The organism is Blastococcus sp. SYSU DS1024 (genome assembly GCF_054050795.1).
The window spans coordinates 24,852-50,857 of the sequence record NZ_JBJHAA010000021.1 but is presented as its reverse complement, the minus strand read 5'-3'; the positions used below and the strand labels follow the sequence as shown (position 1 = coordinate 50,857).

Genomic DNA, 26,006 nt, shown 5'->3' with positions numbered 1-26,006 from the left:
CGTGGCGGCGTCCGAGCGGCTGGCCTGGGCGGCCGGGCTGGTGGCCCCGGCGCCCGGGGAGCGGGTGCTCGAGGTGGGCTGCGGGCACGGCGTGCTGGCCGACCTGCTCGCCCGGCGGCCGGGGGTCGGCCACGTGGCCGCCGTCGACCGCTCGGCGACCATGGTGGCCGCGGCGACCCGGCGGAACCGCGCCGCGGTCGAGGCCGGGCGGGTCAGCCTGCAGACCGCGACGCTGGTCGAGGCCGAGCTGCCCGAGCGCTGGTTCGACGTCGTCGTGTCGTTCGACGTCCGCGCCTTCTGGACCCCGCCGGCGCCGGAGTGGGACGTCGTCCGCCGCGTGCTGGCTCCCGGCGGGCGGGTCGTCGTCGCGTTCACGGTCATGGCCCCCGGCGCCGACGACCGGATCCGGACGGCGGTCCTCCGGTCCGCCGGGGAGCGCGGCCTCGTCGAGCACGCCGTCCACCGGGCCGCCACGGCGCCGTTGCCGTCGGCGGCCGTCGAGTTGCGGTCCGCGCAGGACGGGTAGGAGGCGGGATGCCACCGACGAGAGGACACCGCATGACCGAGGACCTGGTACCCGGCGACCTGTACGCCTACGAGTCGCTGCTGTCGGCGGAGGAGCGGGAGGAGCTCGCCGGCATCCGCGCCTTCCTGCAGGACGAGGTCCGGCCGCAGGTCAACGACCACTGGGAGGCGGCCACCTTCCCGATGGAGCTGATCCCGCGCTTCGCCGAGGCAGGGCTGGTCGGCCGCAGCTACGACACCGAGGGGTCACCGCGCGCCTCGCGGCTGTTCACCGGCTTCATCGCCCTCGAGACCGCCCGCGTCGACCCGTCGATGGCCACCTTCCTCGGCGTGCACAACGGCCTGGCGATGGGGTCGATCGTCAACCTCGCCTCGGAGGAGCAGAAGCAGCGCTGGCTGCCGGGCATGCTGGCCCTGGAGAAGATCGGCTGCTTCGCGCTCACCGAGCCGCACGGCGGCTCCGACGTCGCGCTCGGCCTGGAGACCACGGCCCGGCAGGACGGCGACGAGTGGGTGATCGACGGCGCCAAGCGGTGGATCGGCAACGGCACCTTCGCCGACCTCGTCGTCGTCTTCGCCCGCGACGTCGCCGACGACTCCGTGAAGACCTTCGTCGTGGAGAAGGGGACGCCCGGCTTCAGCGCGAGCAAGATGGAGGGCAAGTACGCGCTGCGCACGGTGCAGAACGCCGACCTCACCTTCGAGGGGTGCCGCATCCCGGCCGAGAACAAGCTCGAGGGCGGCAACACCTTCAAGGACGTCAACCGGGTGCTGAAGCTGACCCGCGGCGGGGTCGCCTGGAGCGCCGTCGGCTGCCAGATGGGGGCCTTCGAGGCCGCGCTGGCCTACGCCAAGGAGCGGGAGCAGTTCGGCCGCCCGATCGCCGGGTTCCAGCTGATCCAGGACCTGCTGGCCCGCATGGCCGGGAACGTCACGGCGAGCCTCGGCATGGCGGTGCGCGTGGCCCAGCTGCAGGAGGAGGGCGTCTTCCGGGACGACCACGCCGCGCTGGCGAAGAGCTACGCGACCAGCCGGGCGCGGGAGACGGTGGCGTGGGCGCGGGAGCTGCTCGGGGGCAACGGCATCCTGCTCGAGCGCGACGTCGTCCGCTTCTTCAACGACGCCGAGGCGCTGTACTCCTACGAGGGCACCCGGGAGATCAACCAGCTCATCGTCGGCCGGGCGCTGACCGGGATCAGCGCCTTCGTCTAGACCGGCCCGGACGTGCGGCCCGGCCGCCCCGGGTCAGGGGGGCGGGCCGGGCCGCGGTCTCAGGCGCCGAGGACGGCGGTCCGGACCAGGTACAGCAGGACGACGACGGAGACGGCCACCGCGAGCCCGACCCACAGCCGGCGCTCGCGCACCCGGTCCGCCTCGGTCTCGTCGGCCAGCTGCAGGGGGTCGGCCCACACCGGCAGCACCCCGCCACGACGGGCGAGCTCGTCGGCGGAGAGCACCACCGGGGGGCTCACCCGGAACGGCTGCCCGGCCCCGACCAGCTGGTGGAGGTTGCTCATACGGTGACCCTCCCGGTCTTCTCGGTCTTGTCCCAGGTCATGGCCGCCCCGCGGAACTCCTTGACGTAGGCGTCCACGGTGATCGCGCACATCAGCGGCCCGAAGCCGACCAGGTAGAGCGCCAGCGGCGCGAGCCGCCGGCCCCAGCGGGTGCCCTCGAGCGCGCGCACCCCGTAGGCCAGCGGGATGCAGAGCACCAGCCAGCTGTAGACGAACAGGGTCCAGAACGTCTCCACGCCGCCCGACAGGGGGACCACCCCGGGGAACGCGGCCGACAGCAGGACGACGAAGGAGATCGCGCCGGGGAACAGCAGCGCCTCCCGCCAGACCTTGAGGCCGGTGCGGGGATCGACCGACATCGTCAGCGTGATCATGAAGACGAACGTGGCGATCGGCACGAACACCGCTGCCCCGAACACCTCCGAGGCCAGTTCGCTGTCGAGCAGGTAGAGCCCGGTCAGGCCGATCGAGGTCAGCAGCATCGCCACCGGCAGCAGCAGGATCGCGAACCAGAAGACGCCGAAGAAGAAGCCGCCCAGCCCCGGGTGCACCGACCGGCGGAACCACAGGTGCCGGTACATCGCGGTGATCTGCACGTTGCCGCGGGCCCAGCGCAGCCGCTGCTTCCACAGCGCGTCCACGCCGGCCGGCTCCTCGGCCAGCACACGGGCGTGCGGCTCGAAGACGACCCGGCGCCCGGCGAGCTGGGTGCGGAAGGTCGTGACGGTGTCCTCGGCCAGCGAGGAGGTGTCGATCTGCCCGCCGATCGCCACGAGGTTCTCCCGCGAGTGCAGCTGCGCGCCACCGGCGAGGCAGGCCATCGCACCGGCGACGTTCTGCGCCCGGCGGGAGGCGGCCTGCGCGGCCAGGTAGTCGAACCCGATGAACCGGGTGATCCCCTCCGGGTCGCCGCTGCCCTCGCGGATGTAGGCGGTCACCGCGCCGACCGTGGGGTCGGCCAGGTGGCGGGTCATCTTGCGCAGCGACGCCGGCTCGTAGATGACGTCGGCGTCCATGATCAGGAGCGCCTCCATCCAGTCGTCGGCGAGGATCTCGCGCAGCCCGTGGTTGAGGGTGTGCGCCTTGCCCTCGCCGCCCTTCTCGCGGCGCAGGTGCACGACCCGGCCGGGGAAGCGCTCGACGCAGGCGGCCAGCACGGCGGGGGTGTCGTCGGTGCTCGCGTCGTCCACCACGTAGACGCGCAGCCGGTCCGGCGGGTACTCCAGCCGCATCAGCCGCTCGATCGAGCTGGTGAGGACGGCGGCCTCGTTCCACGCCGGGACGAGCACCGCGACGTTGGGCAGGTACGGGCCGGTCTCCCGGTAGTGGTTGCGCACCGCGTGGAACGGGATGACGAGGAACTGCGCCAGCCCGGCGACGACCGGGATGGCGCCGGTGGCCACCAGGGCCAGCAGGAACCAGGTCAGCACGGTCTCGCCGATGCCGGCCACATCGGCGCCGGCGGAGAGGACGGTCACCGGGCACCCACCAGCCGGGTCGCCGACGCAGCGTCCGCCACCCAGGAGTAGCGGCCCACGGTGGCGGCCTCGTGGCTGTCGGTGGAGCCGACGAGGGCCACGCCGGCGGCCGCCAGGGCCAGCACGACGCGGGGCCCGGGGCAGCGCCACTTCTCGTTGACCTCGACCGTCGTCCCCGTCCGGACCGCGGCGTCGGCGATCGCGGCGACGTGCTCGTCGAGCAGCTCGCTCTCGTGCATGCCGATCTTGGGCAGCAGCGAGAACAGGTGGGCCAGCTGACCCCGCCCGGCCCGCTCCATCGCCCGCACGGTCGCGTCGACGAGGATCGACAGCGCGTCCTGGGCGGGCAGCCCGCCCGCGATCTCCTCCAGGGTCCGGCGCGGGCTCCACGGGCCGTCCGGCCCGGGGAACTGGTGGTCGGCGATGAGGATGCGGTCCACCCCGCCCGGCCCGACCACGAGGCCCTCGGGCACGTCGAGGCGGCCGGAGGCGTCCAGGATCTTCGCCTCGACGCCGGTGAGCACCTCCAGCCCCTCGACCCGGGGGAGGGCGGCCACCTCGGCGAGGAAGCCCGGCACCCACGTCGTCGTCGTCCGGACGTGGTCGACCATGCGGATGCTGGCCAGCCCCGTGTCGCGCGCGGCGACGAGGTTCTCCATCGGCGCGCTCACGGCGTCGTCGGACCAGGTGGAGTGCACGTGGTGGTCGGTGAGCAGCAGGTCGAGCTCACCCAGGGCGGCGGTCATCGTGCGGCCTCCTCGGCGACGACGTCGGACGGGGCCAGGAAGACGTCCTCGAGGTAGCGGACCACCGCGAGCTCCCGGAAGGGCACCTCGGCCGGCAGCGGCCGGCCCAGCGCCAGGTCCAGGGCGAGCGAGGGCATGTCGACGCCGGCCGCGACGGTCAGGGGCATCGCGCCGGGGAAGCGCGGGTTGACCTCTAGCAGGGCCGGGCGGCCCTCGGCGTCGCGCCGGAGCTGGACGTTGGCCACCCCCACCAGCCCGATCGCGCGGGCCACCCGGCGGGCGGTCTCCTCCAGCTCCGGGTCGGCCACGGTGGCGCCGGCGACCGAGACGCCGGAGTCGACCCGCAGCCGCGACCGCGGCACGGCGGCGACCACGTGCCCGCCGGCGTCGGCGAGCGTGTCGACGGAGTACTCGTCGCCGGGCAGGTGGGCCTGCACCAGGGTGTCCTCGTCGCTGCCCAGGGCGGTCAGCGCGGCGGCGTCCTCGACCAGGTGCACCCCGCGGGAGCCGGCGCCGCGCCGCGGCTTGACGATGACCGGGTAGTCCCAGCCGGCGGGGTCGGTCGCGCCGAGCAGCGCGGTGCGCGGGGTCGGGAGGACCTCCGCGCAGCGCTGCGCCAGCGCGTACTTGTCCAGGCAGACCTCGAGGGTCTCCAGGCTCGGTGCGGCCAGCGTGGTGCCGACGGCGTCCAGGCGCTTGCGCTCGGCGGCCAGCCGCGGCAGCTCGACGTCGACGGTGGAGAAGAGCACGTCGACCCGCTCCCGCTCGCACAGGGCGACGAGGTGGTCGACGAACTCCTCGCTGAGGCCGGGGCGGACGAGGTGCCGCGCACCGGCGTCCACCAGGTAGAGACCGCTGGCGAAGCGGTCCATGTCCGCCGCGAGCAGCACGACGTCGTCGCGGCGGGCCAGCGAGCGCAGCACGGCGATCCCGGCGGGGCCGCCGGCGCCGGTCACGAGGACGCGGGTGGGGGTGGGGTCAGACACCGAAGCGCTCCGGGGTGGTCGAGGTGGTGGAGGAGGTGGACTGGACGGCGGACCCGCTGGTGGCGCCGACGACGCCGCCGGCGTCCCGGACGACCTCGAGGGGCTCGCAGTACCGGCCGCCGGTGCCGTAGCGGGACCAGTAGCGGGCGGTGGACAGGACGAAGTCGTCCTCGAGGTAGGCGCGGATGCCGGCCTGGGAGGCGAAGCTCTTCAGCAGGTCGAGCTTCGTGCGCGTGAAGCCGTCGATGCTCACGAACCGCGTCGGCCGGAAGTCGATCGTCGCCGAGGGGCTCTGGAAGCAGGCGACGGTCGGCACGGTGCGGGTGGCGACGCTCGCTGCCTGGTGCACCGCCCGGTGGTCCTGGTGCCGGTCGTTGGCCGAGTGGGTGTAGACGATGGTCGGGCGGACCTCCTGCACGACCCGCTCGATGATCGACATGGTCGGGTCCATCGGGCTGATCCGGGTGTCCTCGAGGTCCTCGAGGAACAGCCGCGCGCCGATCAGCTCGGCGGCGGCCAGCGACTCGTTCTGCCGGTCGCCGGCCTCGCCGCCGCGGGCGCCCCGGGAGAGCGTCAGGATCACCACCTGGTCACCGGCGGAGCGGTGTGCGGCGAGCGTGCCGCCGACCCCGATCTCCACGTCGTCGGGGTGCGCGCCGATGGCCAGGACGGTCTGGCGCTGCGGAGCGGCCGCGCGCCTGGCCTGCGCGGTCTCGGCCAGCCGGCGGATCGTCGCGGCGAGGGTGTCCTTGGGCACCGGCTTGACCAGGAACTCGTCGGCCTGGCGGCGCAGGGCGTCCACGGCGTAGTCGACCGACGCGTGCGCGGTCATCACCGTCACGGGCAGGTCCGGGCGGAGCTGGCGGAGCCGGTCCAGGAACTCCAGCCCGGTCATGCCGGGCATCTCGATGTCGGTGATCGCGGCGTCGAACTCGACGCGCGACGCAAGCGCCAGGGCCTCGAGCGGGTCGGCGCACGTGGTCACGGCCATGCCGCCCCGCTGCAGCACGGTGCGTACGAAGAGTGCGGTGTCGGGGTCGTCGTCGACGACCAGGACGTGCAGAGCACCGTCCACTGTTCCGGCTCCCGTCGGTCGGGTCCCCCGGGCGTGCCGGGAGGGGGAACGGTGTGTCCCCGCGGGAGTTGACGGCCGCCCCGGCAGGTCCCATGAGCCGTGCTCCCCGCTCCTCACCCGTTGGGGTGGGTCGACCCGGCCGGGCGACCGGTCGCCTGCTCAAGCCGGCGGGCTGCCGTGCCGATCACCCGGTCAGGTGACCGGAGGACCAGCCTCCGCACGCTCAGCGAGCAGCGAGGAGGAGACGTCGTGCCGGACCAGTCCGTGCTCGTGGTGGAGGACACCCAGGAGATCCGCGAGCTCGTGACCACCGTGCTCGGGCGGGCCGGGTTCGCCGTGCGCGCCGTCGGCACCGGTGCCGAGGCCATCGTGGAGGTGCGGCGCGACCCGCCGGACCTGATCGTGCTCGACCTCGGGCTCCCCGACGCCGACGGCACCGAGGTGTGCCGGCAGATCCGCGCCGAGACGCCCTGCTACGTCCTCATGCTGACCGCGCGCGCCGAGGAGGTCGACCTGCTCATCGGGCTGGCCGTCGGCGCCGACGGGTACATGGCCAAGCCGTTCTCCCCGCGCGAGCTCGTGGCCCGCGTCCAGGCGATGCTCCGCTTCCCGCGGACCGCCCCGCAGCCGGCCGCGGAGCCGGCTCCGGTGGCGGAGTCGGTGCGCCGGCTCGCCGAGCTCGAGGTCGACGAGGACAGCCGCGAGGTCCGGGTCGACGGCGAGGTCGTCGACCTGACCCGCACCGAGTTCGACCTGCTGGCCGCCCTCGCCTCGCGACCGGGCCGGGTGCTGCAGCGGGAGACGCTGCTGCGCGAGGTGTGGCAGACCGACTGGGAAGGCAACCTGAGGCTGGTCGAGGCGCACATGTCCAACCTGCGCCGCAAGCTCGTGGCCGCCGGCCTGAACTCGCCGGAGATCAAGACCGTCCGCGGCGTCGGCTACCGCCTCGTCGCGGCGTAGCCGCCGCAGGGGGGCCGGCGGCACCGACGATCCACCGGGGTCCTTCAGCAGACGCCGGCGAGCTCCTGCAGCCGGGCGACCCGGGAGTGGGCTAGCACGCCACGGCGGGCGTCGGCGGCGATCTCCCGGCAGAGGGAGGCGACCTCCGGGTGGCCCAGCTGACCGCTCGTGCCGGCCAGGGTGTGCGCGGCGAACGCGACCGCGGTGGCGTCGCCGGCGCGGGTGTGCCAGTCGATGGCCGACAGCCGGGTGGGCAGCGCATCGGCGTAGATGCCCTGCAGGCGGTCCATCAGCTCGGCGTCCACCGGTTCGTCGTGCTCGCCGGCGCCGGTCGGGGGCTCCGCCTGCGCGGCCGGCCCCGTGGTCCGGCCGCGCAGGAAGTCCACGAGCCCGTCGTCGGACAGGAGGACGACGGTCCGGCCGGGGGCAGGGGCCGTCCGGCCCGCGGGCAGGCTGATCAGCACGTCACGGCCGCGGTCGGGGCGGACGTCGCCGTCCAGCCGTACGGGGTCTCGGCGGTGACGGTGAACGTGTAGCTGCGGCCGGAGGCCCAGTAGGTCTCGCTGACGCTCGTGCCCTGCGGCCCGGTCCGGCCCACGACGAACGTCGTGCCGTCGCTCCGGCGGGCGGTGACGACGTAGCCGCTGACGTCGGCGGACGTGCTCGGGGTCCACGAGATCCGGGCCCCGAATCCCAGGAAGCACCAGCTGCCGGCCGTGCTGACCGCCGTGGGCGGCTGGATGACCGGGGTCGAGATGGTCGTCGACAGCGCCGCCGTGCCGGTGAGGGCGGCCCAGGCCGGGACGGTGGCGCCGGCGGTGACGGCGACGGCGAGGCCGGTGACGGCCAGGGCGCGGCGGACGGCGTTCATGCTCGGTCCTCCTCGGTCACGGGGGTGGGGCGCCAGATGGTCAGGAGCAGCCAGCCGGCGAGCAGCGCGGGGGCCCCGTAGAGCAGCACCTGGCTGACGACGGGGGTGCGCAGCAGCTGCACCAGGTGGCCGAACTCGGGGATGACCGCGCGGACCTGGTAGACGGTGTCGCCGGTGAGGCCGGCCGTCCACGGGTCGATCGCCTCGTTGGCGTCGCCCTTGGTCTGCACGGTGACGCCGCCGTCGGCGGTGTGGTCGACCGAGACGATGCGGTGGGTGACGAGGCTCCGGTCGCCCACCGGCATGTGGTACGTGATCACCATGCCGGCGGTGAGCTCGGTGACGTCGATCGGGGTGGCGATGGTGATGTCGCCCGGCTCGATCTCGGGGGCCATGCTCGCGGTCAGCATGGTCATCGTGCGGTAGCCGAGCACGTGCGGTCCGACGGCCAGGACGGCGAAGGCCAGGACGGCGACCCCCATGACCCCGCGGACCAGCCACGGGGCCGTGCGGCCCACGATGCGGCGGGCCCGGTCGGCCGTGCGGCCGGCCGTGGCGCGGACGGGGAGGACGGTGGTCATGGCGTGGTCTCCGGGTCGTCGGTCCGGGCTCAGCGGGCGGTGCCGCTGCGCTGGGTGCCGGTGAAGGTGAGGGTCAGGGCGGCGGTCTTGCCCTGGAAGGTGTTGTCGGCCGTGGTCGGCAGGCTGATCGAGAAGGCCAGGTGGTCGGTGCCGCCGGCGGTCAGCGACTTCGCGTCACCGAGGGCGACGGGAGCGAGGACGGCGCCCGAGCCGAGGGTCTTCTCGCCGCTGGCGCAGGTCCAGGTCGACGCGGTGCCGCCCTGCGTCCAGGCCACGTCGCAGGACTTGACGGCCAGTTGCAGGCCCCGGGCGGTGTCGCTGGTGAGGACGCTCGACACGGCGGCCGTCGCGCTCAGGTTGACCGCGGCGAGGGCGGTGTCGCCGTCGTTGACCAGGGTCACCGGGCGGGTGAGCGTGTCGCCGGGGACGAAGCCGGCGGTGGTCACCGGGATGGCCACGGGCTTGGCGAGGTCGATGGAGACCGTGCCGGAGCTGATGGTCGTGTCGACCGAGGTCGAGTCGGTGAAGCTGCCGAAGGTGCCGAGGCCGGCGACGGCGGCGGCCGCGCCGATCACCCCGAGGGAGCCGACGACCTTGCGGGCGGTGGAGCCGGTGGCGGTGGCCTTGGTGCTCATGTCCTTGCGTCTCCTGTGTCCGGGCGGGCGCCGGTCTGCCGGCGACACAGGGGACTCTGCGCGGCGAACCGCAGGTCACCCGCGAGCGATCCGCAAGGAATCCGCAAGAACGGAAGGCCCCCTCCGCCCGGCCCCCGGACGTGCGCGGGGCGGGGCGGAAGGGGCCGTGCGGGCTCAGGCCGCCGCGGGTGCCGGGAGCGTCATGGTGAAGGTGGTGCCGACGCCCTCGGTGCTCACCAGGTCCAGCGTGCCGCCGTGCGCGGTGGTGATGGCCTTGGTGATCGTGAGCCCCAGCCCCACCCCGGGAACGGCGTTGCGCTGGGCGGTCGAGGAGCGGAAGAACCGGGTGAACAGCTGGCCCTGCTCACCGGCGGGGATCCCCATGCCGGTGTCGCTGACCGACAGCTGCGCGACCGGTTCCGCGCCGGGCACCGGGTCCGGGCGGAGCTCGCCGTCGGCGGAGCGCCACATCGACCGGAGGACGAGCCGCACCTCCCCGCCGGCGGGGGTGAACTTCACCGCGTTGGAGACCAGGTTGTCGCACGCCTGCCCGAGGCGGACGGCGTCCCCGGAGACCACCAGGGCCTCCCCGGGGACGTCGACGAGGATCCGAACCCCGGCGTTGGCGGCGGCGACCCGGGCGGTCTCCTCGGCGGCACGGACCACGCCGGCCAGGTCGACGTCGGCCGGCTGGAGGGTGAACCGGCCGCTCTCCACCTGCGCGGTGAACAGCAGGTCGCCGACCAGCCGCAGCAGACGCTGGGCGTTGCGCTCCACGGTGGACAGGTACTGCCGCTGCTCGTCGGTGAGCGGTGAGTCCTCGTCGTCCATGACCAGCTCGAGGTAGCCGAGGATCGAGCTCAGCGGGGTGCGCAGCTCGTGGCTGATGAGGCTGACGAACTGGTCCTTCATCCGCTCGGTGGCGCGCGCCTCGGTCATGTCGGTGCCGACGAAGTTCCAGCCGGCGTGCACCCCGCGGTCGTCCGAGCGCGGGGTGATGGCGACGGACACGGTGCGGTGGCTGCCGTCGGCGGCGACGTAGGTCCAGTCGCGGACGTCGCTGCCGTGCTCCCGGGCGACGTGCACCAGCGCCTCCAGCCCGGTGCCGCAACCGCCGTCCGCCGCCGCGGCGTCCAGCTCCTCGGGCAGGTGGAACTCGAGGATCGACCGGGTGCGGACCACGTCGGGGCGCGGGACGCCCAGCATCTTCTCCGCGCCGGGGTTCCACACCCGGATCGTGCCGTCCCGGTCGGTGCCGATGATCGACTGCTCGGTGACCGCGTCGATCACGCTGGTCATCGTCTGGGCGCGGGCGGCGAGGATGCGCGAGGCGGTGTCGAGCTCGTCCGCGCGGTTGCGCACCTGCGCCAGCAGGGCCGCCTGCTCGTGCTGCAGCTGTGCGATGTGGCGCGCCTGGGTGGCCACCCGGCGGGCGTTCTCGTTGATCGCGAGGCCGCCGACGGCGACCACCAGCGGGCCGACCAGCAGCGCGCCGGGAGGGGCGCCGGCAGCGGCGAGCGGACCCACGAGCGAGGGCACGGCCAGCACGCCCGTGGTCCCGGCCACCGCGACCAGCACCCCCCGGCGGTCGGCGTGCGTGGCGAGCGCCCAGAGCGGGCCGAGCAGGAGGACGAGGGTCGTGGCCGACGCGGTGCCGGCGTACAGGAGGCCGGCGGCGCCCAGCTGCGCGACCGGTACGGCGAACGAGCCGGGGATCGAACCCGACCGGGCGAACCAGCCGACGCCCGTGGCGGCGACGGCGACGGCGAGGCCGGCGTGCACCAGTGCCTGGTGGGCGACGGGGACGTCACCGGTCAGCAGCAGCAGTGCGACCGCGGTGAGCAGGACGGTGGACGCCAGCGGCCCGCGGACGGCGGCCTGCCAGGCGGACGGCCGGGTGAGCCGGCGGGTCCACGGCGGGCGCGCGTCCCGTGGCCGGTCGAGGACGGCGAGGGTCATGCCACCGGCTCCCGCGCGGTCAGCGCCCGCACCTCGTGCACGAGACCGGCCACGCTGAACGGCTTCGCCAGATAGGCGTCCGCCCCGGCGGCCAGGCCGCGGGCCACCTCGTCCGGTGAGGCGCCGGCGGACAGCAGCAGGATGCGGGTGCCGGCGGTGGCAGGGTCGGCGCGCAGCGCCGTGCAGATCTCCAGACCCGTCGCGCCGGGCATGGAGACGTCCAGGACGGCGAGGTCGGGCAGCTCCGCCCGTGCCGCGGCGAGAGCGACCGCGCCGTCGGGTGCCGAGACGACCACCTGGCAACCGGCCTTGCGCACGGCCAGGCACACCAGGTCGCGGATGTCGTCCTCGTCGTCGGCCACGAGCACGCGGACGGCGCCGCTCGTGGCCGGCCCGGCGGGGCCGCCGCCGGGGGAGTGCAGGGCCGGGTCCACGGGGCTCCCGTCGGTCGTGGTCCCGCACCGCGGGTGCGGTGGGACCGGAGGCGTCGTCCCGAGGAGGAACGGCGCCCCGACGGGAGGCCTGCAGCGCGGACCCCGGCGGCTCACCCCTTGGGGTGGGGCGCCGGACAGCACTGCGCCCCGCCGGGAAGACCCGGCGGGGCGCAGGCGGATGGTGCGGGTCGGTGGACCCGCGGGGTGTCAGGAGCCGGACTGGCTCTGCACCGACTGCTTGGACTGCTGGGCCTGGCCCTGCACCGACTGCTTGGACTGCTCGGCCTGGCCCTGCACCGACTCCTTGGACTGCTGGGCCTGCCCCTGCACGTCCTGGGCCGCGGACTGGCCCTCCTGCTTGACGGTCCCGGCCGCGTCCTGGGCGGTGGACTTGACCTCCTCCATCGCGTGCTGGGCGGCCGGCTTGAGCTGCTCACCCATCTCCTGCGCGGCATCCTTCGCCGGCTGGAGCAGGGCGTCCTTGTTCTCGCGCAGCGTCGACTCGGCCTGCTGGGCCAGCTGCTGCTCCTTGTGCGAGGCAGGGAGCAGGCTGGAGATCAGCCAGCCGGTACCGAACGCGATGAGCCCGGCGGCGAGCGGGTTGCCCTGCGCCTGGCGCGCGATGGTGTCCGGTGCCTGCTGGACGGCGCCGACCGCGGACGAAGCCGCGTTCTGCACGCTGTCGGCCGCGTTCGAGGCCGCGCCCTGGACCGAGCCCGCCGCATTCTGCGCCGCGCCCTGCACGGAGCCCGCCGCGTCGGAGGCCCGGTGCTGGGCCGTCGCGGTGGTGTCGTGGGCGGAACCCATGACCTTCTCCTTGAGGGTGGTCATGCGGCCCTTGGCCGCGGTCACCCGCCGGTCCATGACGCGGGACGGGTTGACCTTCTCGTTGAGGGCGTCGACGTCGTAGCTGAGCTCGCGCCGGGTGTCCTCGATCTGCCGCCGGATGACGTCCGGGTCACTGCTGGTCATTGGTATCGGCTCCTGCCGTTCAAGAGACCTCAGCGGTCTGGTGGTCAGTTGGGCTTGAGGGCGCCGGGCACCTGCTGCAGGGTGTCCACGGTGCGTTCGGGCTTCGGGTTCACCTGCTCGAACTTCTTGCGGCCCATCACGTACGCGACGGCCCCGACGACGCCCCAGAGAACGGCCACGATGAGGGCGGCCAGCCCGGCGTCCATCACGTTCTCCAACGCCCACCAGAGGGCGAAGGACAGGAACATCAGCACCATGTAGCCGGCGAAACCGGCGGCGCCGAACATGCCGGCGCCCTGCCCGGCCTTCTTGGCCTCGCTCTTGAGCTCGACCTTGGCCAGCTCGAGCTCCTGGCGCATCAGGGTGGAGAGGTCCTTGGTGACCTCCCCGATGAGCGCGCCGACCGAGACGCCTTCGACGTCGGGGTGACCGGAGTCGGTGGTGGGGGTGCCCATGTCGCCGCTGTGCTGCTGGCCCTGGGAGTAGTCAGCCGCGTAGTTCTGCGGCGTCGGCTCCGCGTAGCCCTGCGACCCGGCGGGGGTGGCTCCGGAGTAGGGGGTGCTCATGTCAGCGCACCTCACCGGGCCGGCGGGCCGGGTCGTCCCAGCCTGCGGGCGTCGCCGGGGGCACCATGCTGCCGGCGGGCGGCACCGTGCCGTACGGCGGCGGCGGGAGCGGGGCTCCGGTGCCGGTTCCCGCGCCGGTGGTGGCGCTGGAGTAGTCGGAGTACGTCGGCGCGGGGTCGACGTAGTTCGTCGGCGTGCTGCGCTGACCACCGTTGCCCGAGCCGGAGTCGCTGTGCGCGGCCTTGGCCCCGCTGGTCAGCCGACCGGCGACGATGCCGGCGGCCGCGGCACCGAGCAGGAACAGGCCCGGCTTGCGGCGGGCGAAGCTGCGCACCTCGTCGAGGAGCTGCGCCGGCTCGCGGTTCTGCAGCTTGTCGGCGAAGCCCTCGACGACGCCGGAGGCCTGGTGGAGCAGGTCGCGCGCGGGGCCGGGGGCGCCGTCGCTCGTGCCGTCGGCGAGGCCGCGCAGCTCCTGGGCGAGGGACGACAGGCCGGTCGCGGCCTTCTGCTGCTGGCTGACCGCCTGCTCCTTGAGCTGGGTGCGCCCCTGCTCGATGAGGTCCATGGCCTGGCGCTGGGTCTCGTTCGCCACGTTCATGGCCTGGTCGGCGGCGGTCGAGGCGACCTGGCTGCCGGCCTGGGCAGCGGTCTGCCCGACGTTGCGGGCCTCGTCCTTGGCGACGTCCTTGGTGTGCTGGGCCTCGTGCTTGGCGACGTCCTTGGTGTTCTTCGCCTCGTGCTTGGCTGCGTCCTTGGTGGACGAGCTCTCGTTCGTGGTGCCCGTCGTGGTGCCCGTCGTCGGCGGAACCGGTGGCGGGAACGGGGCGTCGATGGAGTGAGTCATCGGTCCTCCTCGGCATGCTTCGTGGTCGGTGGGAGCGCTACCCCGACGCCGTTCCGGCACACATCCGGGCCCTGCACGGGGCCCGGGGTGCCGCGACGACGTCGGCTCGGCGCCCTGGTGGGGCGGGAAGAGCTGACCGAAGTCCACCCGGCGCATCCGTGCGTCTCGGGGCGGGATCGGGGGTGGCAGGGGCTGGCCAGCGTCGTCGCTGCGCCATCCGCCTGCCGCTCGTGAAGAGCGCCGTTCCGCGCAACGGGTGGGGTACCCCTGGTGAGGGGTGGGTGAAACCGCCGGACGCCCCCGGCGTCAGCCGGACCAGGGGAAGCGCGGGGCGCGGCGCTCCGCGAAGGCCCGTACGCCCTCGGCCAGCTCCCCGGCGGCGATCGTCTCCCGGTACCGCGCCGCGGCGAGCGCCTCGCCGTCCCCGCCCTCGGCCAGCGCGGCCACGGTCTCCTTGGTGGCGCGCTGGGTGAGCGCGGAGCGGGACGCCAGCACCCCGGCGAACCGGTGCGCCTCGGCAGCCAGGTCCTCGGCGTCGACGAGCCGGTCGACCAGCCCGGTGCGCAGGGCGGTGGCTGCGTCGATCAGCTCGCCGCTGTACAGCAGGTACTTCGTCGTCGCCGGCCCCACCAGGTCCACCAGGGCCTTGGTGGAGGAGGGCGTGTAGACGATGCCGACCTTGGCGGGGGTGACCCCGAAGACCGCCGTCGGGTCGGCGAAGCGGAGATCGCAGCAGGTGGCGAGCTCCACCCCGCCCCCGATGCAGTGCCCGCGCACCACCGCCACCGTCGGCTTGGGGAAGGTGCGCAGCGCGGCCTGCGCGGCGAGGTTGTGCCGCCGGACGTCGGCCATCGGATCCGCGGGGTCCTCGCCGCCGAGCAGATCGGAGATGTCGGCGCCCGCGCAGAAGCTGGGGCCGGCGCCGGTGACCAGCAGCACCCGGACCCCGGGGTCGTCGGCGAGCGGAGCCAGCACGGCGGGCAGCGCCGCCCACATCCCCACGGTCATGGCGTTGCGCTTCTGCGGCCGGTCGATGGTGAGGACGGCGACGGAGCCGTCCCGGGTCACGCGGAGGTGGTCGGTCATTCCTCAGCCCAGGTCGTCGGTGGCGAAGGTGTCGCAGCGGCTGGGGTCACCGGTCTCGTACCCGGTGCGGAACCAGCGCTGCCGCTGGCCGACGACACGGTGCCATCGGGGCCCGGGCACCCGCGACCCGGGTCGGCGGGCGGGCGCGCCGCGGCGCCCCTAGATTCGGGAGCATGCCGCTGGAAGGTGAGTACGAACCGAGTCCGCAGCAGTGGGTGCGCGAGCAGGTCGAGCGCTACGAGGCGACCGGGGGCCGGGAGGCGAACACGCTCCTGGACACGGGGCTGCCGGTGGTCATCTTCAGCACCCGCGGGGCGAAGAGCGGCAAGGTGCGCAAGCAGCCGCTCATGCGGGTCGAGCACGACGGCGTGTACGCGATGGTGGGCTCGCAGGGCGGGGCGCCGACCGATCCGGCGTGGGTCGCCAACCTGCGGGCGCACCCCGACCAGGTCACCGTGCAGGACGGCCCCGAGCCGTGGGACGGCGTCGCCCGGGAGATCTCCGGTGCGGAGCGGGACGAGTGGTGGGAGCGGGCCGTGGCGGCCTACCCGCCCTATGCCGAGTACCAGCAGAAGACCGACCGGCAGATCCCCGTCTTCCTGGTCGAGCGCCGCTGAGCAGCACCGGGGCGGAGCCGGTCAGGGCCAGGCGTCCGCGAGCCGGGTGATGGCTGCCTGCACGTCGGCGTCCCAGGCGGTGAACGGCTCGGCCTCGACGGTCCGTGCGGCGCCCCGGCCGGTGAGCCGCCACGTGCCGGCGATCCGGCCGTCGACGACCACGGTCGGGCGGAAGACGCCGTTGCGCCCGGGCACGATGCGCTGGGCGTCGGCCGGGTCCAGGACGGCGCCGCGATCGGCGTAGCCGAGCACGAACTCGTCGAAGCCGGGCAGCAGCAGCGGTGCCCGGGCGGCCTCCCCGTGCGCCGCGCAGCGGTCCAGGGTCTCCGGATCGAGGAAGTGCTCGGTCCCGTCCACCTCGATGCGCGCCAGCCGGTCGCGGACCGCGTCGAGCCCGGTGCGGACGTCGCGCACCGTCGTCCCAGCCCAGCGGACCAGGTCGTGCACCGTGGCCGGGCCGTGGCCGAGGAAGTACCGCAGCACCAGCTCGGCGAGCGCCTCCTCGCGGGGGAGCCGGCGTGGGGCGGTGACCCACTCGTCGAGCAGCACGAACAGCTGCTCGCCGTCCTCGGTCGGCCCCAGGCAGAGGGTTCCGGTCTGGGAGAGGAACCACAGCAGGTGGTAGCCGCGCTGGCCGGTGGTGTGCACGCCACCGTCGTCCAGCACCCCCAGCAGCGCGCGGCGGGAGAGCCGCCGGCCCCCCGACAGGGCTGCGCGCGCGAGTTCCGGGGCGCGCTCGGCATCGGCCTCGGTCAGGCCCAGGGCGGCCCGCCGACCGGCCAGCCCGGCCAGCGCCCGGGGGCCGAGCAGCTCGAGCAGCCACGGCAGGTCCTCGGCGGGCACCAGGTGCAGCGTGCCGCGCATCGGCCAGGACCGGACGACGGCCCCGCTGTCGAGCGCCTGCAGCACGTCGCCCCGGTCGCGGCTGCGGGTGCGCAGGGCCACCGACGTCACCGCGCCCGGGAAGTCCTGGCCCTGCACCGCCACCAACCGGCGGACGGCCGTGGCGGCGTCCTCCGCCGGCGGCCCGGCGAGCCGCTGCGCGACCAGCCGGAGCAGCCCGATGTCGTGCGGTGTCGTCACGGGCACACCCTCGCAGAGGGGTACGACGGTTCCCGAGGTCAGCGCCGGCGCTCGACGACCTCGACCGGAGGCGTCGCGGCGTGCCAGGCGCGGGACCGCTCGCTGGCCCGTTCACCCTCCTCGCCGTGCAGCCGGTCGGTGATGTCGTCGAGGATCGCCTGCCGCCCGTAGAGCACCACGACGTCGCCGGTGCGCAGCCGGAGGTCCTCGCTGGGCGCACCCATCCACGTGCCGTCGTCCCGTTCGACGCCCAGCACGGCGACCCCTTCCTCGGGCAGCCGGAGCCGGCCCAGCGGCCGCGAGGAGATCCAGTCGTCGTCCTTGACCGGCAGCTGGACCACCTGCCACCGGCCGCGCAGGTGCAGCAGCGCCGCGTAGTCGCGGACGTCGAGGTCGGCGACCCGGCTGAGCACCCGTTCGATCACCCGCCGCAGCACCCGGTCGACGCGGTCGTTGCGGGAGAGCCAGAGCAGCGCGGCCATCGAGCCGACGATCACCAGGGTCCGGCGCACCCCGCCCGCGGTGGAGTCCACGCCCGCGTAGGTGAGGATCAGCGTGCCCAGCACCGACACGGCCCCGGCGCCGCTGACCAGCATCAGCACCATCACGATCCGCCGGCGCACCGGGTGGGAGACCACGGCCTCGGCCTCCGAGGTCGTGAAACCGGTGCCGGTGAAGGCCGAGCGGGCCTGGAAGCGGGCGTGCTGCAACGACATGCCGGTCATGGTCAGTGCCACCGTGGCCACCCGGGTGACGAGCAGGCCCAGCGTGACGATGACGACCAGGGAGACGACGGCGGCCACGCACCACCTCTACCCCGCCCGGGCGCGGGCAGCGACTCCGGCTGCGAGACTGCCGGCGTGCGGGCGGAGGACTGGGACCGGCGCTACGCCGAGCACGCCCAGTGGTCGGGCGAGCCCAACGCGCTGGTGGCGGAGCTGCTCGGGGGCCTCCCGCCGGGCGCCGCGGTCGACCTCGCCGCCGGGGAGGGGCGGCACGCCCTCTGGCTGGCTGCCCGGGGGTGGACGGTGACCGCGGTCGACTTCTCCGCCGTCGGCCTCGCCCGCGGCCGGGGCAGCCCCGGCGCGGAGCGGGTCCGCTGGGTCACCGCCGACGTGCTGACCTGGTCGGCGCCGCCGGGATCGCTGGACCTGGTGCTCGTCGCCTACCTCCACCTGCCCGAGGAGGAGATGACCGCGCTGCTCACCCGGGCCGTCGGCTGGCTGCGGCCCGGTGGCCGGCTGCTGCTGCTCGGGCACGACGTGGAGAACCTCACCTCGGGTGTCGGCGGGCCGCAGGAGCCGGCGATCCTGCACGGCGTCGACCGCCTGGCGCCGGTCGCGCGCCTGCTCGAGGTCGACCGGCTGGAGCAGGTCCGCCGGGACACCCCGCACGGCACCGCCCTCGACACCCTGCTGTGGGGACGGCGCGCGCTGACCGGTGGGCCCGGCGCGGCGCGCCCATAGCCTTCGGGCCGTGACCGGGGCGGGTACGCGCAGGCCCGAGCGCGACCGCGGCGGTAGCGTCGCCCGGTGTGATGGGGATGGGTGGCGCCGGCGGGCGTGACGCGGAGCGGCGCCGGCGACTGGTCGCCGCGCTGGTGGTCCTGGCGATGCTGCTCGCCGCCGGTGCGACGGTGCTCTCGATCGTGGCGCGCTGACCCCGGGTCCTTGGGCCCTGGTGCCGACCGCCGCGGAACGGAACCGTATGGAACCGCCGCGGTCATGCCGGCCCGGTACCGCCCCGGAACGAAGGACCGCCGATGACCCAGGTCGTCCCGCCGAGCTCCTCCGGCCCCGCCGCCGACGAACCCGCCGGAACGGGAGGGCCGTCCGCCCGCGGTGACCGGCTCCACCGGAACGCCGTCGTCCCCTGCGACGACGCCGTCGCCGCTGCGGTCGGCCGGCTCAGCGGCGAGTTCTCCGGACGGGTCGGGCGACGGGTGGTCGTGCGGATCGTCCGGGACTGCCGGCGGGAGCTCGGTGGATCACCGGTGGGCGCGCTGCCCGAGCTGGTCGAGCGGCTGGCGCGCTACCGCCTGGACCGGCACATCGGCTGACCGCGCCCGGAACCCGGTTGCCCCGCGGGGCAGGATGACGGCGTGGGCTACGTCGACGTGACCGGGGTCCGGCACACCCTCTCCGACGGGCGGGTGCTGCTGGACGACGTCTCCTTCCGCGTCGGCGAGGGTGCGCGTGCGGCGCTGGTGGGGGAGAACGGCGCGGGGAAGACGACGCTGCTGCGGATCATCGCCGGCGACCTGGTGCCGGAGGCGGGCTCGGTCGCCCGCACCGGCGGCCTCGGGGTGATGCGCCAGTTCATCGGGGCGGTGCGGGACGGCACGACCGTCCAGCGGTTCCTCGTGGACCTGTCTCCCCCTGCGGTGCGGGACGCCTGGGACGCCGTGGAGGCCGCCGAGCTGACGCTGATGGAGACCGACGACGAGCGCTCGCAGATGTCCTACGCCGACGCGCTGGCGCAGTGGGGGGACGCCGGGGGGTACGACGCCGAGGTCACCTGGGACACGGTGACCGTCGCGGCCCTGGGTGTGCCCTACGAGCGCTGCAAGTACCGCGAACTGGCGACGCTGTCGGGTGGGGAGCAGAAGCGGCTGGCGCTGGAGGCGCTGCTGCGCGGGCCGGACCAGGTGCTGCTGCTCGACGAGCCGGACAACTACCTCGACGTGCCCGGGAAGCGCTGGCTGGAGCAGCGGCTGCTCGAGACCCGCAAGACCGTGCTGTTCGTCAGCCACGACCGGGAGCTGCTGGCCCGCGTCGCCGACCGGGTGGTCACCGTCGAGGGCGGGACGGCGTGGGTGCACGGCGGGGGCTTCGCCAGCTACCACGAGGCGCGGACGGCGCGGCACGAGCGGCTGGCCGAGCTGCGCCGACGCTGGGACGAGGAGCACCAGCGGCTGGTCGACCTCGTCCGCACCCTCCAGCAGCAGGCCGCCAACTCACCGGACATGGCCAACCGGTACCACGCGATGCAGACGCGGCTGGCGAAGTTCGAGGCGGCCGGTCCGCCGCCGGACCGGCCGCCGGCGCAGAAGGTGGCCATGCGGCTGCGCGGCGGCCGCACCGGGGTGCGCGCCGTGATGGCCGAGCAGCTGGAGCTGACCGGCCTCATGCAGCCGTTCGACCTCGAGGTCTGGTACGGCGACCGGATCGGCGTCCTCGGGGCCAACGGTGCGGGCAAGTCGCACTTCCTCCGGCTGCTCGCCGGCCAGGAGGTCGCGCACACCGGGGACTGGCGGCTCGGGGCCCGCGTCGTCCCCGGCTTCTTCGCCCAGACCCACGCGCACCCGGAGTGGCAGGACCGGACACCGGTGGACCTGCTCTGGCACGGGGAACCTGGCCGGCCGGGCGTCGACCGCGGCCGGGCGATGGCCGTGCTGCGCCGCTACGGGCTCACCGACTCCGCCGACCGGCCCTTCCGCACCATGTCGGGCGGCCAGCAGGCGCGGTTCCAGATCCTGGTGCTGGAGCTGTCCGGCGCGACGCTGCTGCTGCTCGACGAGCCGACGGACAACCTCGACGTGCTCTCCGCGGAGGCGCTGGAGGAGGCGCTCGCGGCCTTCGACGGGACTGTGCTCGCGGTCACCCACGACCGCTGGTTCGCCCGCTCCTTCGACCGGTTCCTGGTCTTCGGTGCCGACGGCCGGGTGTACGAGTCCGCCGAGCCGGTCTTCGACGAGACGCGGGTCGCCCGCGCCCGCTGATCAGCCGAAGGCCTTGCCCTCGCCGCGGTAGGTGGGGAGCGCGTCGACGACGGTGTCGCCGTCGACCGCGTGCAGGACGTCGACGTGCTCGCACAGCTCCCCGGCCTTGGCGTGGCGGAACCACACCCGGTCACCGATCCGCAGGCCCGCGGTGCCCGGCCCGCGCAACGGGGTCTGCACCTCCCCGACGCCCTCTGCGGGCAGCCGGTGGAGCCCCGCCGGGAAAACCGGCAGCGGGAGCCGGTCGGCCCCCGGCGGCCCCGAGGCGATCCACCCCCCGCCGGCCACGGTGACGACGCCCGGCGCCGGGACGCGGGTCACCGGGACGGCGAAGAAGGTGGCGGGGCGGCCGGTGAAGGCCCGGTACCCGTCGAACAGGGTGGGGGAGTAGAGGCCGGAGCCCGCCGCCACTTCGGTGACGGCGGCCTCGGCCGCGGTCCGCTCCAGGCTGCCGGTGCCGCCGCCGTTGACGAACCGCAGGGGCGCCACCGCGGAGACCGCGGCCACGACCTCGGCGCGGCGGGCGGCGAGCTCGCGGGCAGAGACCGCCTGCAGCCCCCGCACCGCGAGCCCCCGGAGCGGGCGGCCCGCCGGTGCGTCCTGCAGCCCGGCGATCTGCGCCTCGTAGGCCATCAGGCCCACCAGCTCGACGCCGGGGCGCGCGACCACGGCACGGGCCAGCGCGGCGGCCTCCCCGGGGGCGTGCACCGGCGACCGCCGGACCCCGACGTGGACGCGCCCGCCGGCGGCGCGCAGGGAGGCGTCGACGTCGATGCACACCCGCAGCGCCGGGCGCCCCGCGGACGGGACCAGGGCGTCGAGCAGGTCCAGGTGGCCGGCGGAGTCGACCATCAGGGTGATCCGCCCCGCCGCCCGCTCGTCCCGGGCGAGCTCCCGCAGCGCGCCGACGTCCGCCGTGGGGTAGCCGACGACGACGTCGCTGCTGACGGGGTCGTCCCCGCCGGCCAGCCAGAGCGCCTCCCGCAGGGTGTAGGCCAGCACTCCGGAGAACCCGGGTCGTGCGAGCACGCGGCGCAGCACACCGCGGCACCGGACGGACTTGCTGGCCACCCGGACGGGCCGGCCGGCGGCGCGGGCAACCAGGTCGGCCGCGTTGGCGTCCAGCGCGGCGAGATCGAGGACGGCGAACGGGGCGTCGAGGGTCGAGGTGGCGCGCTCGAGGGCCCGGTGCTGGTCCGCGGTCATCACCGCGCAGCGTGCCGGGTGCGGAGCACGGCGGGCAAGGGCGCCCGGGCGGTTGACCGGCCGCGGGCGCACCCACCAGAGTGCGCGCTCGACGGAGGGAGACCCTGTGACCGAGCCGCTGGACCGGGCGGGTGAGCGCACGCGCTGGCGCAACTGGGCGGGCAACCAGCGTGCCGAGGTGACCGCGGTGCACCCCGGGTCGGCCGATGAGGTCGCCGAGGTGCTCACCGCGGCGGCCGCCGGCGGGCGGCGGGTGCGGCCGATCGGCAGCGGGCACTCCTTCTCCGGCGTCGGGCTGCCCGACGACGTCCAGCTGGTGTGCGACCGGCTGTCCGGGGTGAAGGAGCTCACCGATGACGGCCTGGTCACCGTGGGCGCGGGCACCACGCTGCACCGGCTGGGCGTGGAGCTGTTGCGCCGGGGGTGGGCGCTGACCAACCTCGGCGACATCGACCGGCAGACGGTTGCGGGCGCCCTGGCCACCGGGACGCACGGCACCGGGGCGCGGTTCGGCGGGCTCGCCACGCAGGTCCGCGGGCTGGAACTGGTGCTGCCCTCCGGCGAGGTGCTCGCCTGCGACGCGCAGCGGAACCCGGAGGTGTTCTCCGCCGCCCGCGTGGGCCTGGGTGCGCTGGGGGTGGTGACGGCGGTGACGCTGCAGAGCGAGCCCGCGTTCGCGCTCCGCGCCGAGGAGGGTCCGGGCACCCTCACCGCGGCGCTGGAGGGCTTCGACGAGTTGATGGCCTCCACCGACCACGTCGAGTTCTACTGGTTCCCGCACACCGACGCGACGTTGCTGAAGCGCAACACCCGCGTCCCGCTCGCCGAGGGGCTCGACCCGCTCCCGCGCTGGCGGGCGGTGTGGGACGACGAGGTGCTCGCCAACGCGGCCTTCGCCGGGGTGGTCGCCGCCGGGCGCCGCGTGCCTGCGCTGGTGCCCACCCTGGCGCGGGTGTCGGCCCGGGCCCTGGGCCCTCGCGCCTGGACCGACCACTCGCACCGCGTCTTCGTCAGCCGGCGGCGGGTGCGCTTCCTGGAGATGGAGTACGCCGTCCCCCGGGCCGATGCACCGGCGGTGCTGGCCGAGCTCCGGCGGGTGCACGAGGCCGGCGACTGGCGCGCCGCCTTCCCCGTCGAGGTGCGCCTGGCCGCGGCCGACGACGTCCCGCTGTCGACGGCGTCGGGGCGCGACACCGCCTACATCGCCGCACACGTCCCCGCGGGCACCGAGCCGGGTTGCTGGTTCGCCGCGCTCGAGCGGATCGCCGGCGAGGTGGGCGGCCGGCCGCACTGGGGCAAGCTGCACGGGCTGGACACCGCGACGCTGGGCCGGCGCTACCCGCGTCTCGGGGAGTTCGTCGCGCTGCGCGACCGGCTGGACCCGGCGGGCGTGCTCTCGAACGGGTACCTGGACCGGGTGCTGGGGCCGGTGGCGCGCGGCTGAGGCGCACCACCGGCCACCGTTCAGTCGGCCGGGTCGGGCTCGCCGGTCCCGCCGATCCGGTCGAGCTCGGCGAGCTCCTCCGGGCCGAGCACCCGGGCGGCCGCCTGCACGTTCTCCTCGAGGTGGGCCACCGACGAGGTGCCGGGGATGAGCAGCACGTTGGGGGAGCGGGCGAGCAACCAGGCGAGCGCCACCTGCATGGGCGTCGTCTCCAGCCGGCGGGCGACCGTCTCGAGGGCCGCCGACTGCAGCGGGGTGAACCCGCCCAGGGGGAAGAACGGCGTGTAGGCGACGCCCTCGCGGGCGAGGGCGTCGATCAGGGGGTCGTCCGCGCGGTGCACCAGGTTGTAGTGGTTCTGCACGCACACGACGGGGGCGATGGCGCGGGCCTCGGCGAACATCTGCGGCGTCACGTTGCTGACGCCGAGGTGTCGGATCAGGCCTTCCTGCTGCATCGCTGCCAGCGCCTCGAAGGGTTCGGCGAGCGAGCGCTGCACCGGCTCGGCGAAGCCGGGCATGCGGAGGTTGACCACGTCGAGGGCCTCGACGCCGAGGTGTTCGAGGTTCTCCTGCACCGCCCGGCGCAGGTCGTCGGGCGCCAGGGCCTCCGGCCAGCCGCCGTCGGCGTCGCGGCGGGCGCCGACCTTGGTGACGATGACGAGCTCGTCGGGGTAGGGGTGCAGCGCCTCGCGGATCAACTCGTTGACGACCGTGGGGCCGTAGTAGTCGCTGGTGTCGATGTGGTCGATGCCGAGCTCGACGGCGCGCCGGAGGACGGCGATCGCGGCGTCCCGGTCGGCCGGCGGGCCCATGACGTGGGGGCCGGCCAACTGCATGGCGCCGTAGCCGAGCCGGCGCACCTCCCGGTCGCCGAGTCGGTAGCTGCCGGACTTCTCCGCGGTCGTGGTCGTCATGCCCCGACCCCTACCCGGCGGGGGCAGCTCATGCGCGTCCCGGCAGCCTTCTCCCCCTTGGCTGCCGGCACCGCGAGCAGCCGGAGGGCCAGGCGGCGTGGACCACGCCGGCCGCCCGGCGGCGCATGCGCCGAGCGGCCATGACCTGCTGACCGGGCGGGTCAGAAGGGTGGTGGGTCGTCGTCCGGGTCGGCTGGTGGTGGCGGCTCGGGTGGTGCGGTGAGGACGCGGTAGCCGGGTGGTCGGCTGGTGCGGGTGACGCCGGTGGGGGTGATGACGGTGAGCACGCCGTCGTCGCTCATCGTGTGCTGCCAGCCGGGGGCGAAGGTCTTGAGCCGGTGGTGGTGGCGGCACAGGCAGCACAGGTTCTCGCAGGCGGTGGCGCCACCGTCGGCGTGGGGCAGGACGTGGTCCAGGTCGGCCCAGGCGGCGGGTGCGGTGCAGCCGGGGTGGCGGCAGGTGCGGTCGCGGGCCTCGAGGAAGCGGTGCTGGGCGGCCGAGGGGCGGTAGCGGTCCACCGGCCCGGGGACGTCCAGCAGCGGGCAGCCGCAGGACCGGGCGGGGTGGTCGGGGCAGCCGCGGGTGGCCAGCCGGGCCAGCTCCGCCCGGCCGGTGACGGCCCGCAGCTTGCCGGTGGCGTCGGTGAGCGCGATCTGCAGGCTGCCGCCGGACGGCGCGTGCACGCCCAGGCCGTCGAGTTGGGTGAGCAGTTCGCGCAGGTGGGCGGCGGTGATCGGCTCCCCGTCGACCTCCCCGACCGGGGTCGCGGTGCCGGGGCGGGTGAAGGCGGCCGGGGCCGGGGCGCCCGACGCGAGGAACTTGGCCGGGGTGAGCGCGGACAGTGGTGCGACCACGGTCAGCTGCGCGGTCACCGCCGGCTGCTGCTGCCAGGGGCGCAGCAGCAGATCGGCCAGCGCTCCGGCGCGCAGCATCCCGATCGGGCGCGCATCCCCGGCGTCCTTCGCCGCGCGGGCGTGCCGATCCAGGGCGTCGCGGCAGGCGCGGGCCTCGGGATGCGGCAGCAGGGCGCGCAGCTCGCTCATCCCGTCCCCGACCGGGCGCACCGTCACATCCGCCGCGCGCCGGCGGGCCTCCCGCCGCCGATCGGCCGCGGCGGCATCCCGGGCCAGCAGCTCGGTGCGCACCGCCGCCCGCAGCTTCCCCACCCCCAGCTCGACCGCTCCCGGCAGCACCGCCGCCTCGGCGGCGGCGATCACGCCCGGGTCGGTGTCGGCGCCGGTCGCGGCGACCTCCGCGGCGATCGCCCGGGCCCGCGGCCAGTCCAGCCGCCCCAGCCGCAGCGCGGCGAAGGTCGCCGGCAGCACGGTGGTGAGCACGTGGGCGTGCTCCAACTGCGTCACCGCCGCCGTGCGGCTGCAGTTCTGCACCGCGGCCAGCTCATCGGGCACGAACTCACTCACCTCCGGCGGGCCGACCTGCCCGGCGCGCTCACCGCCGGGCAGCAGGTCGGCCGGCGCGGGGCGGGCCGCGGCCAGGTCCATCACCAGCTCCGCGCGCAGCGCGGCCAGCCGAGCCTCCGCGGCCACGATCTGCCCCAGCAGCTCCGCGGCCTGCGCAGCACTGCGCCGCGCGGGCAACCAGGCACTGAGCGGCTCGTCCCACCGCTGCGGATCGGGATCCTCCAGCTCCCACGGCGAGGGCGCGTCGGACACCGGCGCCACGGTCACCCCGACCGCGAACCCGACCACCGACATACCCGCAGGCTAGGCAGGGGGTACGACAATTTCCGCAGGTCGGCGCTGCACGAGGGTCAGCGCGTGGTGCG

30 protein-coding genes are annotated in these 26,006 nt (G+C 75.1%); 9 read left to right on the top strand and 21 right to left on the bottom strand.

Annotation, left to right across the window (positions count from 1 at the left end; all coding sequences use genetic code 11):
* The first annotated feature begins 1 nt into the window (after position 1).
* Positions 2-526, top strand: a complete 525-nt coding sequence (locus ACI79S_RS17115) for an SAM-dependent methyltransferase (protein WP_456594641.1) — start codon at positions 2-4, stop codon at positions 524-526.
* A gap of 32 nt (positions 527-558) precedes the next feature.
* Positions 559-1,737, top strand: a complete 1,179-nt coding sequence (locus tag ACI79S_RS17110) for an acyl-CoA dehydrogenase family protein (protein WP_456594640.1) — start codon at positions 559-561, stop codon at positions 1,735-1,737.
* A 59-nt stretch (positions 1,738-1,796) separates the two neighbouring features.
* Here the strand turns inward: ACI79S_RS17110 and ACI79S_RS17105 are convergent, their stop codons facing one another.
* The 5 genes from ACI79S_RS17105 to ACI79S_RS17085 are packed head-to-tail and all read right to left on the bottom strand — an operon-like array spanning position 1,797 to position 6,327.
* Positions 1,797-2,042, bottom strand: a complete 246-nt coding sequence (locus tag ACI79S_RS17105) for a hypothetical protein (protein WP_456594639.1) — start codon at positions 2,040-2,042, stop codon at positions 1,797-1,799.
* The gene (locus ACI79S_RS17100) at positions 2,039-3,520 is read right to left on the bottom strand and encodes a glycosyltransferase (protein ID WP_456594638.1); all 1,482 of its coding nucleotides are present in this window, start codon (positions 3,518-3,520) and stop codon (positions 2,039-2,041) included. The genes ACI79S_RS17105 and ACI79S_RS17100 overlap by 4 nt, the downstream gene beginning before the upstream one ends.
* Positions 3,517-4,266 carry a histidinol-phosphatase gene (locus tag ACI79S_RS17095; protein WP_456594637.1) on the bottom strand — a complete coding sequence of 250 codons (750 nt, stop codon included), beginning with the start codon at positions 4,264-4,266 and terminating at the stop codon, positions 3,517-3,519. The genes ACI79S_RS17100 and ACI79S_RS17095 overlap by 4 nt, the downstream gene beginning before the upstream one ends.
* Positions 4,263-5,252: an ATP-grasp domain-containing protein gene (locus tag ACI79S_RS17090; protein WP_456594636.1), complete on the bottom strand. Its 990-nt coding sequence runs from the start codon at positions 5,250-5,252 to the stop codon at positions 4,263-4,265. Before ACI79S_RS17090 ends, ACI79S_RS17095 begins: the two co-directional genes overlap by 4 nt.
* Positions 5,245-6,327 (bottom strand): response regulator, encoded by a 1,083-nt coding sequence (locus ACI79S_RS17085; protein ID WP_456594635.1) that lies wholly within the window; start codon positions 6,325-6,327, stop codon positions 5,245-5,247. Before ACI79S_RS17085 ends, ACI79S_RS17090 begins: the two co-directional genes overlap by 8 nt.
* A 249-nt stretch (positions 6,328-6,576) precedes the next feature.
* Between ACI79S_RS17085 and ACI79S_RS17080 the strand changes: the two genes are divergently transcribed.
* Positions 6,577-7,287 (top strand): response regulator transcription factor, encoded by a 711-nt coding sequence (locus ACI79S_RS17080; protein WP_456594634.1) that lies wholly within the window; start codon positions 6,577-6,579, stop codon positions 7,285-7,287.
* A gap of 44 nt (positions 7,288-7,331) precedes the next feature.
* Here ACI79S_RS17080 and ACI79S_RS17075 read toward each other — a convergent pair whose 3' ends face one another.
* The 11 genes from ACI79S_RS17075 to ACI79S_RS17025 all read right to left on the bottom strand — a co-directional run bounded on the left by ACI79S_RS17075 (position 7,332) and on the right by ACI79S_RS17025 (position 15,355).
* A complete protein-coding gene (locus ACI79S_RS17075) occupies positions 7,332-7,751 on the bottom strand; it encodes an Hpt domain-containing protein (protein ID WP_456594633.1) in 420 nt (139 codons plus the stop codon).
* The gene (locus tag ACI79S_RS17070) at positions 7,745-8,158 is read right to left on the bottom strand and encodes a fibronectin type III domain-containing protein (protein WP_456594632.1); all 414 of its coding nucleotides are present in this window, start codon (positions 8,156-8,158) and stop codon (positions 7,745-7,747) included. Before ACI79S_RS17070 ends, ACI79S_RS17075 begins: the two co-directional genes overlap by 7 nt.
* Positions 8,155-8,739, bottom strand: a complete 585-nt coding sequence (locus ACI79S_RS17065) for a signal peptidase I (protein WP_456594631.1) — start codon at positions 8,737-8,739, stop codon at positions 8,155-8,157. The genes ACI79S_RS17070 and ACI79S_RS17065 overlap by 4 nt, the downstream gene beginning before the upstream one ends.
* Before the next feature lie 29 nt (positions 8,740-8,768).
* On the bottom strand, positions 8,769-9,374 hold the full coding sequence (locus ACI79S_RS17060; protein WP_456594630.1) for a TasA family protein: 606 nt from the start codon (positions 9,372-9,374) through the stop codon (positions 8,769-8,771).
* Positions 9,375-9,548: 174 nt separating this feature from the next.
* Positions 9,549-11,333, bottom strand: a complete 1,785-nt coding sequence (locus tag ACI79S_RS17055; protein WP_456594629.1) for a sensor histidine kinase — start codon at positions 11,331-11,333, stop codon at positions 9,549-9,551.
* Positions 11,330-11,767 (bottom strand): response regulator transcription factor, encoded by a 438-nt coding sequence (locus ACI79S_RS17050; RefSeq protein ID WP_456594628.1) that lies wholly within the window; start codon positions 11,765-11,767, stop codon positions 11,330-11,332. Before ACI79S_RS17050 ends, ACI79S_RS17055 begins: the two co-directional genes overlap by 4 nt.
* A gap of 207 nt (positions 11,768-11,974) precedes the next feature.
* Entirely contained in the window at positions 11,975-12,739 is a 765-nt protein-coding gene (locus ACI79S_RS17045) for a DUF3618 domain-containing protein (protein ID WP_456594627.1), read from the bottom strand.
* A 44-nt stretch (positions 12,740-12,783) separates the two neighbouring features.
* On the bottom strand, positions 12,784-13,305 hold the full coding sequence (locus ACI79S_RS17040; RefSeq protein WP_456594626.1) for a phage holin family protein: 522 nt from the start codon (positions 13,303-13,305) through the stop codon (positions 12,784-12,786).
* Position 13,306: 1 nt separating this feature from the next.
* Positions 13,307-14,149 (bottom strand): hypothetical protein, encoded by an 843-nt coding sequence (locus ACI79S_RS17035; RefSeq protein WP_456594625.1) that lies wholly within the window; start codon positions 14,147-14,149, stop codon positions 13,307-13,309.
* 306 nt (positions 14,150-14,455) lie between these two features.
* Positions 14,456-15,235, bottom strand: a complete 780-nt coding sequence (locus tag ACI79S_RS17030) for an enoyl-CoA hydratase/isomerase family protein (protein ID WP_456594624.1) — start codon at positions 15,233-15,235, stop codon at positions 14,456-14,458.
* A 3-nt stretch (positions 15,236-15,238) separates the two neighbouring features.
* Positions 15,239-15,355: a neutral zinc metallopeptidase gene (locus tag ACI79S_RS17025; protein WP_456587450.1), complete on the bottom strand. Its 117-nt coding sequence runs from the start codon at positions 15,353-15,355 to the stop codon at positions 15,239-15,241.
* A gap of 53 nt (positions 15,356-15,408) precedes the next feature.
* Between ACI79S_RS17025 and ACI79S_RS17020 the strand changes: the two genes are divergently transcribed.
* On the top strand, positions 15,409-15,852 hold the full coding sequence (locus ACI79S_RS17020) for a nitroreductase family deazaflavin-dependent oxidoreductase (RefSeq protein WP_456587451.1): 444 nt from the start codon (positions 15,409-15,411) through the stop codon (positions 15,850-15,852).
* A gap of 21 nt (positions 15,853-15,873) precedes the next feature.
* On the opposite strand, the gene ACI79S_RS17015 is transcribed toward ACI79S_RS17020, so the two are convergent.
* Together ACI79S_RS17015 and ACI79S_RS17010 are read right to left on the bottom strand one after the other, a co-directional pair.
* The gene (locus ACI79S_RS17015) at positions 15,874-16,935 is read right to left on the bottom strand and encodes a winged helix DNA-binding domain-containing protein (RefSeq protein WP_456594623.1); all 1,062 of its coding nucleotides are present in this window, start codon (positions 16,933-16,935) and stop codon (positions 15,874-15,876) included.
* Positions 16,936-16,973: 38 nt separating this feature from the next.
* On the bottom strand, positions 16,974-17,738 hold the full coding sequence (locus tag ACI79S_RS17010) for a TrkA C-terminal domain-containing protein (RefSeq protein WP_456594622.1): 765 nt from the start codon (positions 17,736-17,738) through the stop codon (positions 16,974-16,976).
* A gap of 57 nt (positions 17,739-17,795) precedes the next feature.
* Here ACI79S_RS17010 and ACI79S_RS17005 point away from each other — a divergent pair, with 57 nt between their 5' ends.
* From ACI79S_RS17005 to ACI79S_RS16990, 4 genes are all read left to right on the top strand, one after another.
* A complete protein-coding gene (locus ACI79S_RS17005; RefSeq protein WP_456594621.1) occupies positions 17,796-18,401 on the top strand; it encodes a class I SAM-dependent methyltransferase in 606 nt (201 codons plus the stop codon).
* Between the two features lie 68 nt (positions 18,402-18,469).
* On the top strand, positions 18,470-18,595 hold the full coding sequence (locus ACI79S_RS17000) for a hypothetical protein (RefSeq protein WP_456594620.1): 126 nt from the start codon (positions 18,470-18,472) through the stop codon (positions 18,593-18,595).
* 102 nt (positions 18,596-18,697) lie between these two features.
* Positions 18,698-18,994: a three-helix bundle dimerization domain-containing protein gene (locus tag ACI79S_RS16995; protein ID WP_456594619.1), complete on the top strand. Its 297-nt coding sequence runs from the start codon at positions 18,698-18,700 to the stop codon at positions 18,992-18,994.
* A gap of 42 nt (positions 18,995-19,036) precedes the next feature.
* Positions 19,037-20,656: an ABC-F family ATP-binding cassette domain-containing protein gene (locus ACI79S_RS16990; RefSeq protein WP_456594618.1), complete on the top strand. Its 1,620-nt coding sequence runs from the start codon at positions 19,037-19,039 to the stop codon at positions 20,654-20,656.
* Here ACI79S_RS16990 and ACI79S_RS16985 read toward each other — a convergent pair whose 3' ends face one another.
* Entirely contained in the window at positions 20,657-21,862 is a 1,206-nt protein-coding gene (locus tag ACI79S_RS16985) for an alanine racemase (protein WP_456594617.1), read from the bottom strand. It lies immediately after the preceding gene.
* Positions 21,863-21,968: 106 nt separating this feature from the next.
* Here ACI79S_RS16985 and ACI79S_RS16980 point away from each other — a divergent pair, with 106 nt between their 5' ends.
* A complete protein-coding gene (locus ACI79S_RS16980; protein WP_456594616.1) occupies positions 21,969-23,306 on the top strand; it encodes a D-arabinono-1,4-lactone oxidase in 1,338 nt (445 codons plus the stop codon).
* A gap of 20 nt (positions 23,307-23,326) precedes the next feature.
* Here ACI79S_RS16980 and ACI79S_RS16975 read toward each other — a convergent pair whose 3' ends face one another.
* Positions 23,327-24,220, bottom strand: coding sequence for an oxidoreductase (locus ACI79S_RS16975; protein ID WP_456594615.1), 894 nt, complete (start codon positions 24,218-24,220; stop codon positions 23,327-23,329).
* Between the two features lie 161 nt (positions 24,221-24,381).
* Positions 24,382-25,935, bottom strand: coding sequence for a DUF222 domain-containing protein (locus ACI79S_RS16970; RefSeq protein ID WP_456594614.1), 1,554 nt, complete (start codon positions 25,933-25,935; stop codon positions 24,382-24,384).
* Positions 25,936-26,006: the final 71 nt, after the last annotated feature.

Coding starts and splice junctions, on each gene's coding strand:
- ACI79S_RS17110 (WP_456594640.1), top strand. CDS start 559: ATGACCGAGGACCTGGTACCCGGCGACCTGTACGCCTACGAGTCGCTG.
- ACI79S_RS17105 (WP_456594639.1), bottom strand. CDS start 2,042: ATGAGCAACCTCCACCAGCTGGTCGGGGCCGGGCAGCCGTTCCGGGTG.
- ACI79S_RS17095 (WP_456594637.1), bottom strand. CDS start 4,266: ATGACCGCCGCCCTGGGTGAGCTCGACCTGCTGCTCACCGACCACCAC.
- ACI79S_RS17070 (WP_456594632.1), bottom strand. CDS start 8,158: ATGAACGCCGTCCGCCGCGCCCTGGCCGTCACCGGCCTCGCCGTCGCC.
- ACI79S_RS17065 (WP_456594631.1), bottom strand. CDS start 8,739: ATGACCACCGTCCTCCCCGTCCGCGCCACGGCCGGCCGCACGGCCGAC.
- ACI79S_RS17060 (WP_456594630.1), bottom strand. CDS start 9,374: ATGAGCACCAAGGCCACCGCCACCGGCTCCACCGCCCGCAAGGTCGTC.
- ACI79S_RS17055 (WP_456594629.1), bottom strand. CDS start 11,333: ATGACCCTCGCCGTCCTCGACCGGCCACGGGACGCGCGCCCGCCGTGG.
- ACI79S_RS17045 (WP_456594627.1), bottom strand. CDS start 12,739: ATGACCAGCAGTGACCCGGACGTCATCCGGCGGCAGATCGAGGACACC.
- ACI79S_RS17040 (WP_456594626.1), bottom strand. CDS start 13,305: ATGAGCACCCCCTACTCCGGAGCCACCCCCGCCGGGTCGCAGGGCTAC.
- ACI79S_RS17035 (WP_456594625.1), bottom strand. CDS start 14,149: ATGACTCACTCCATCGACGCCCCGTTCCCGCCACCGGTTCCGCCGACG.
- ACI79S_RS17030 (WP_456594624.1), bottom strand. CDS start 15,235: ATGACCGACCACCTCCGCGTGACCCGGGACGGCTCCGTCGCCGTCCTC.
- ACI79S_RS17020 (WP_456587451.1), top strand. CDS start 15,409: ATGCCGCTGGAAGGTGAGTACGAACCGAGTCCGCAGCAGTGGGTGCGC.
- ACI79S_RS16995 (WP_456594619.1), top strand. CDS start 18,698: ATGACCCAGGTCGTCCCGCCGAGCTCCTCCGGCCCCGCCGCCGACGAA.
- ACI79S_RS16985 (WP_456594617.1), bottom strand. CDS start 21,862: ATGACCGCGGACCAGCACCGGGCCCTCGAGCGCGCCACCTCGACCCTC.
- ACI79S_RS16975 (WP_456594615.1), bottom strand. CDS start 24,220: ATGACGACCACGACCGCGGAGAAGTCCGGCAGCTACCGACTCGGCGAC.
- ACI79S_RS16970 (WP_456594614.1), bottom strand. CDS start 25,935: ATGTCGGTGGTCGGGTTCGCGGTCGGGGTGACCGTGGCGCCGGTGTCC.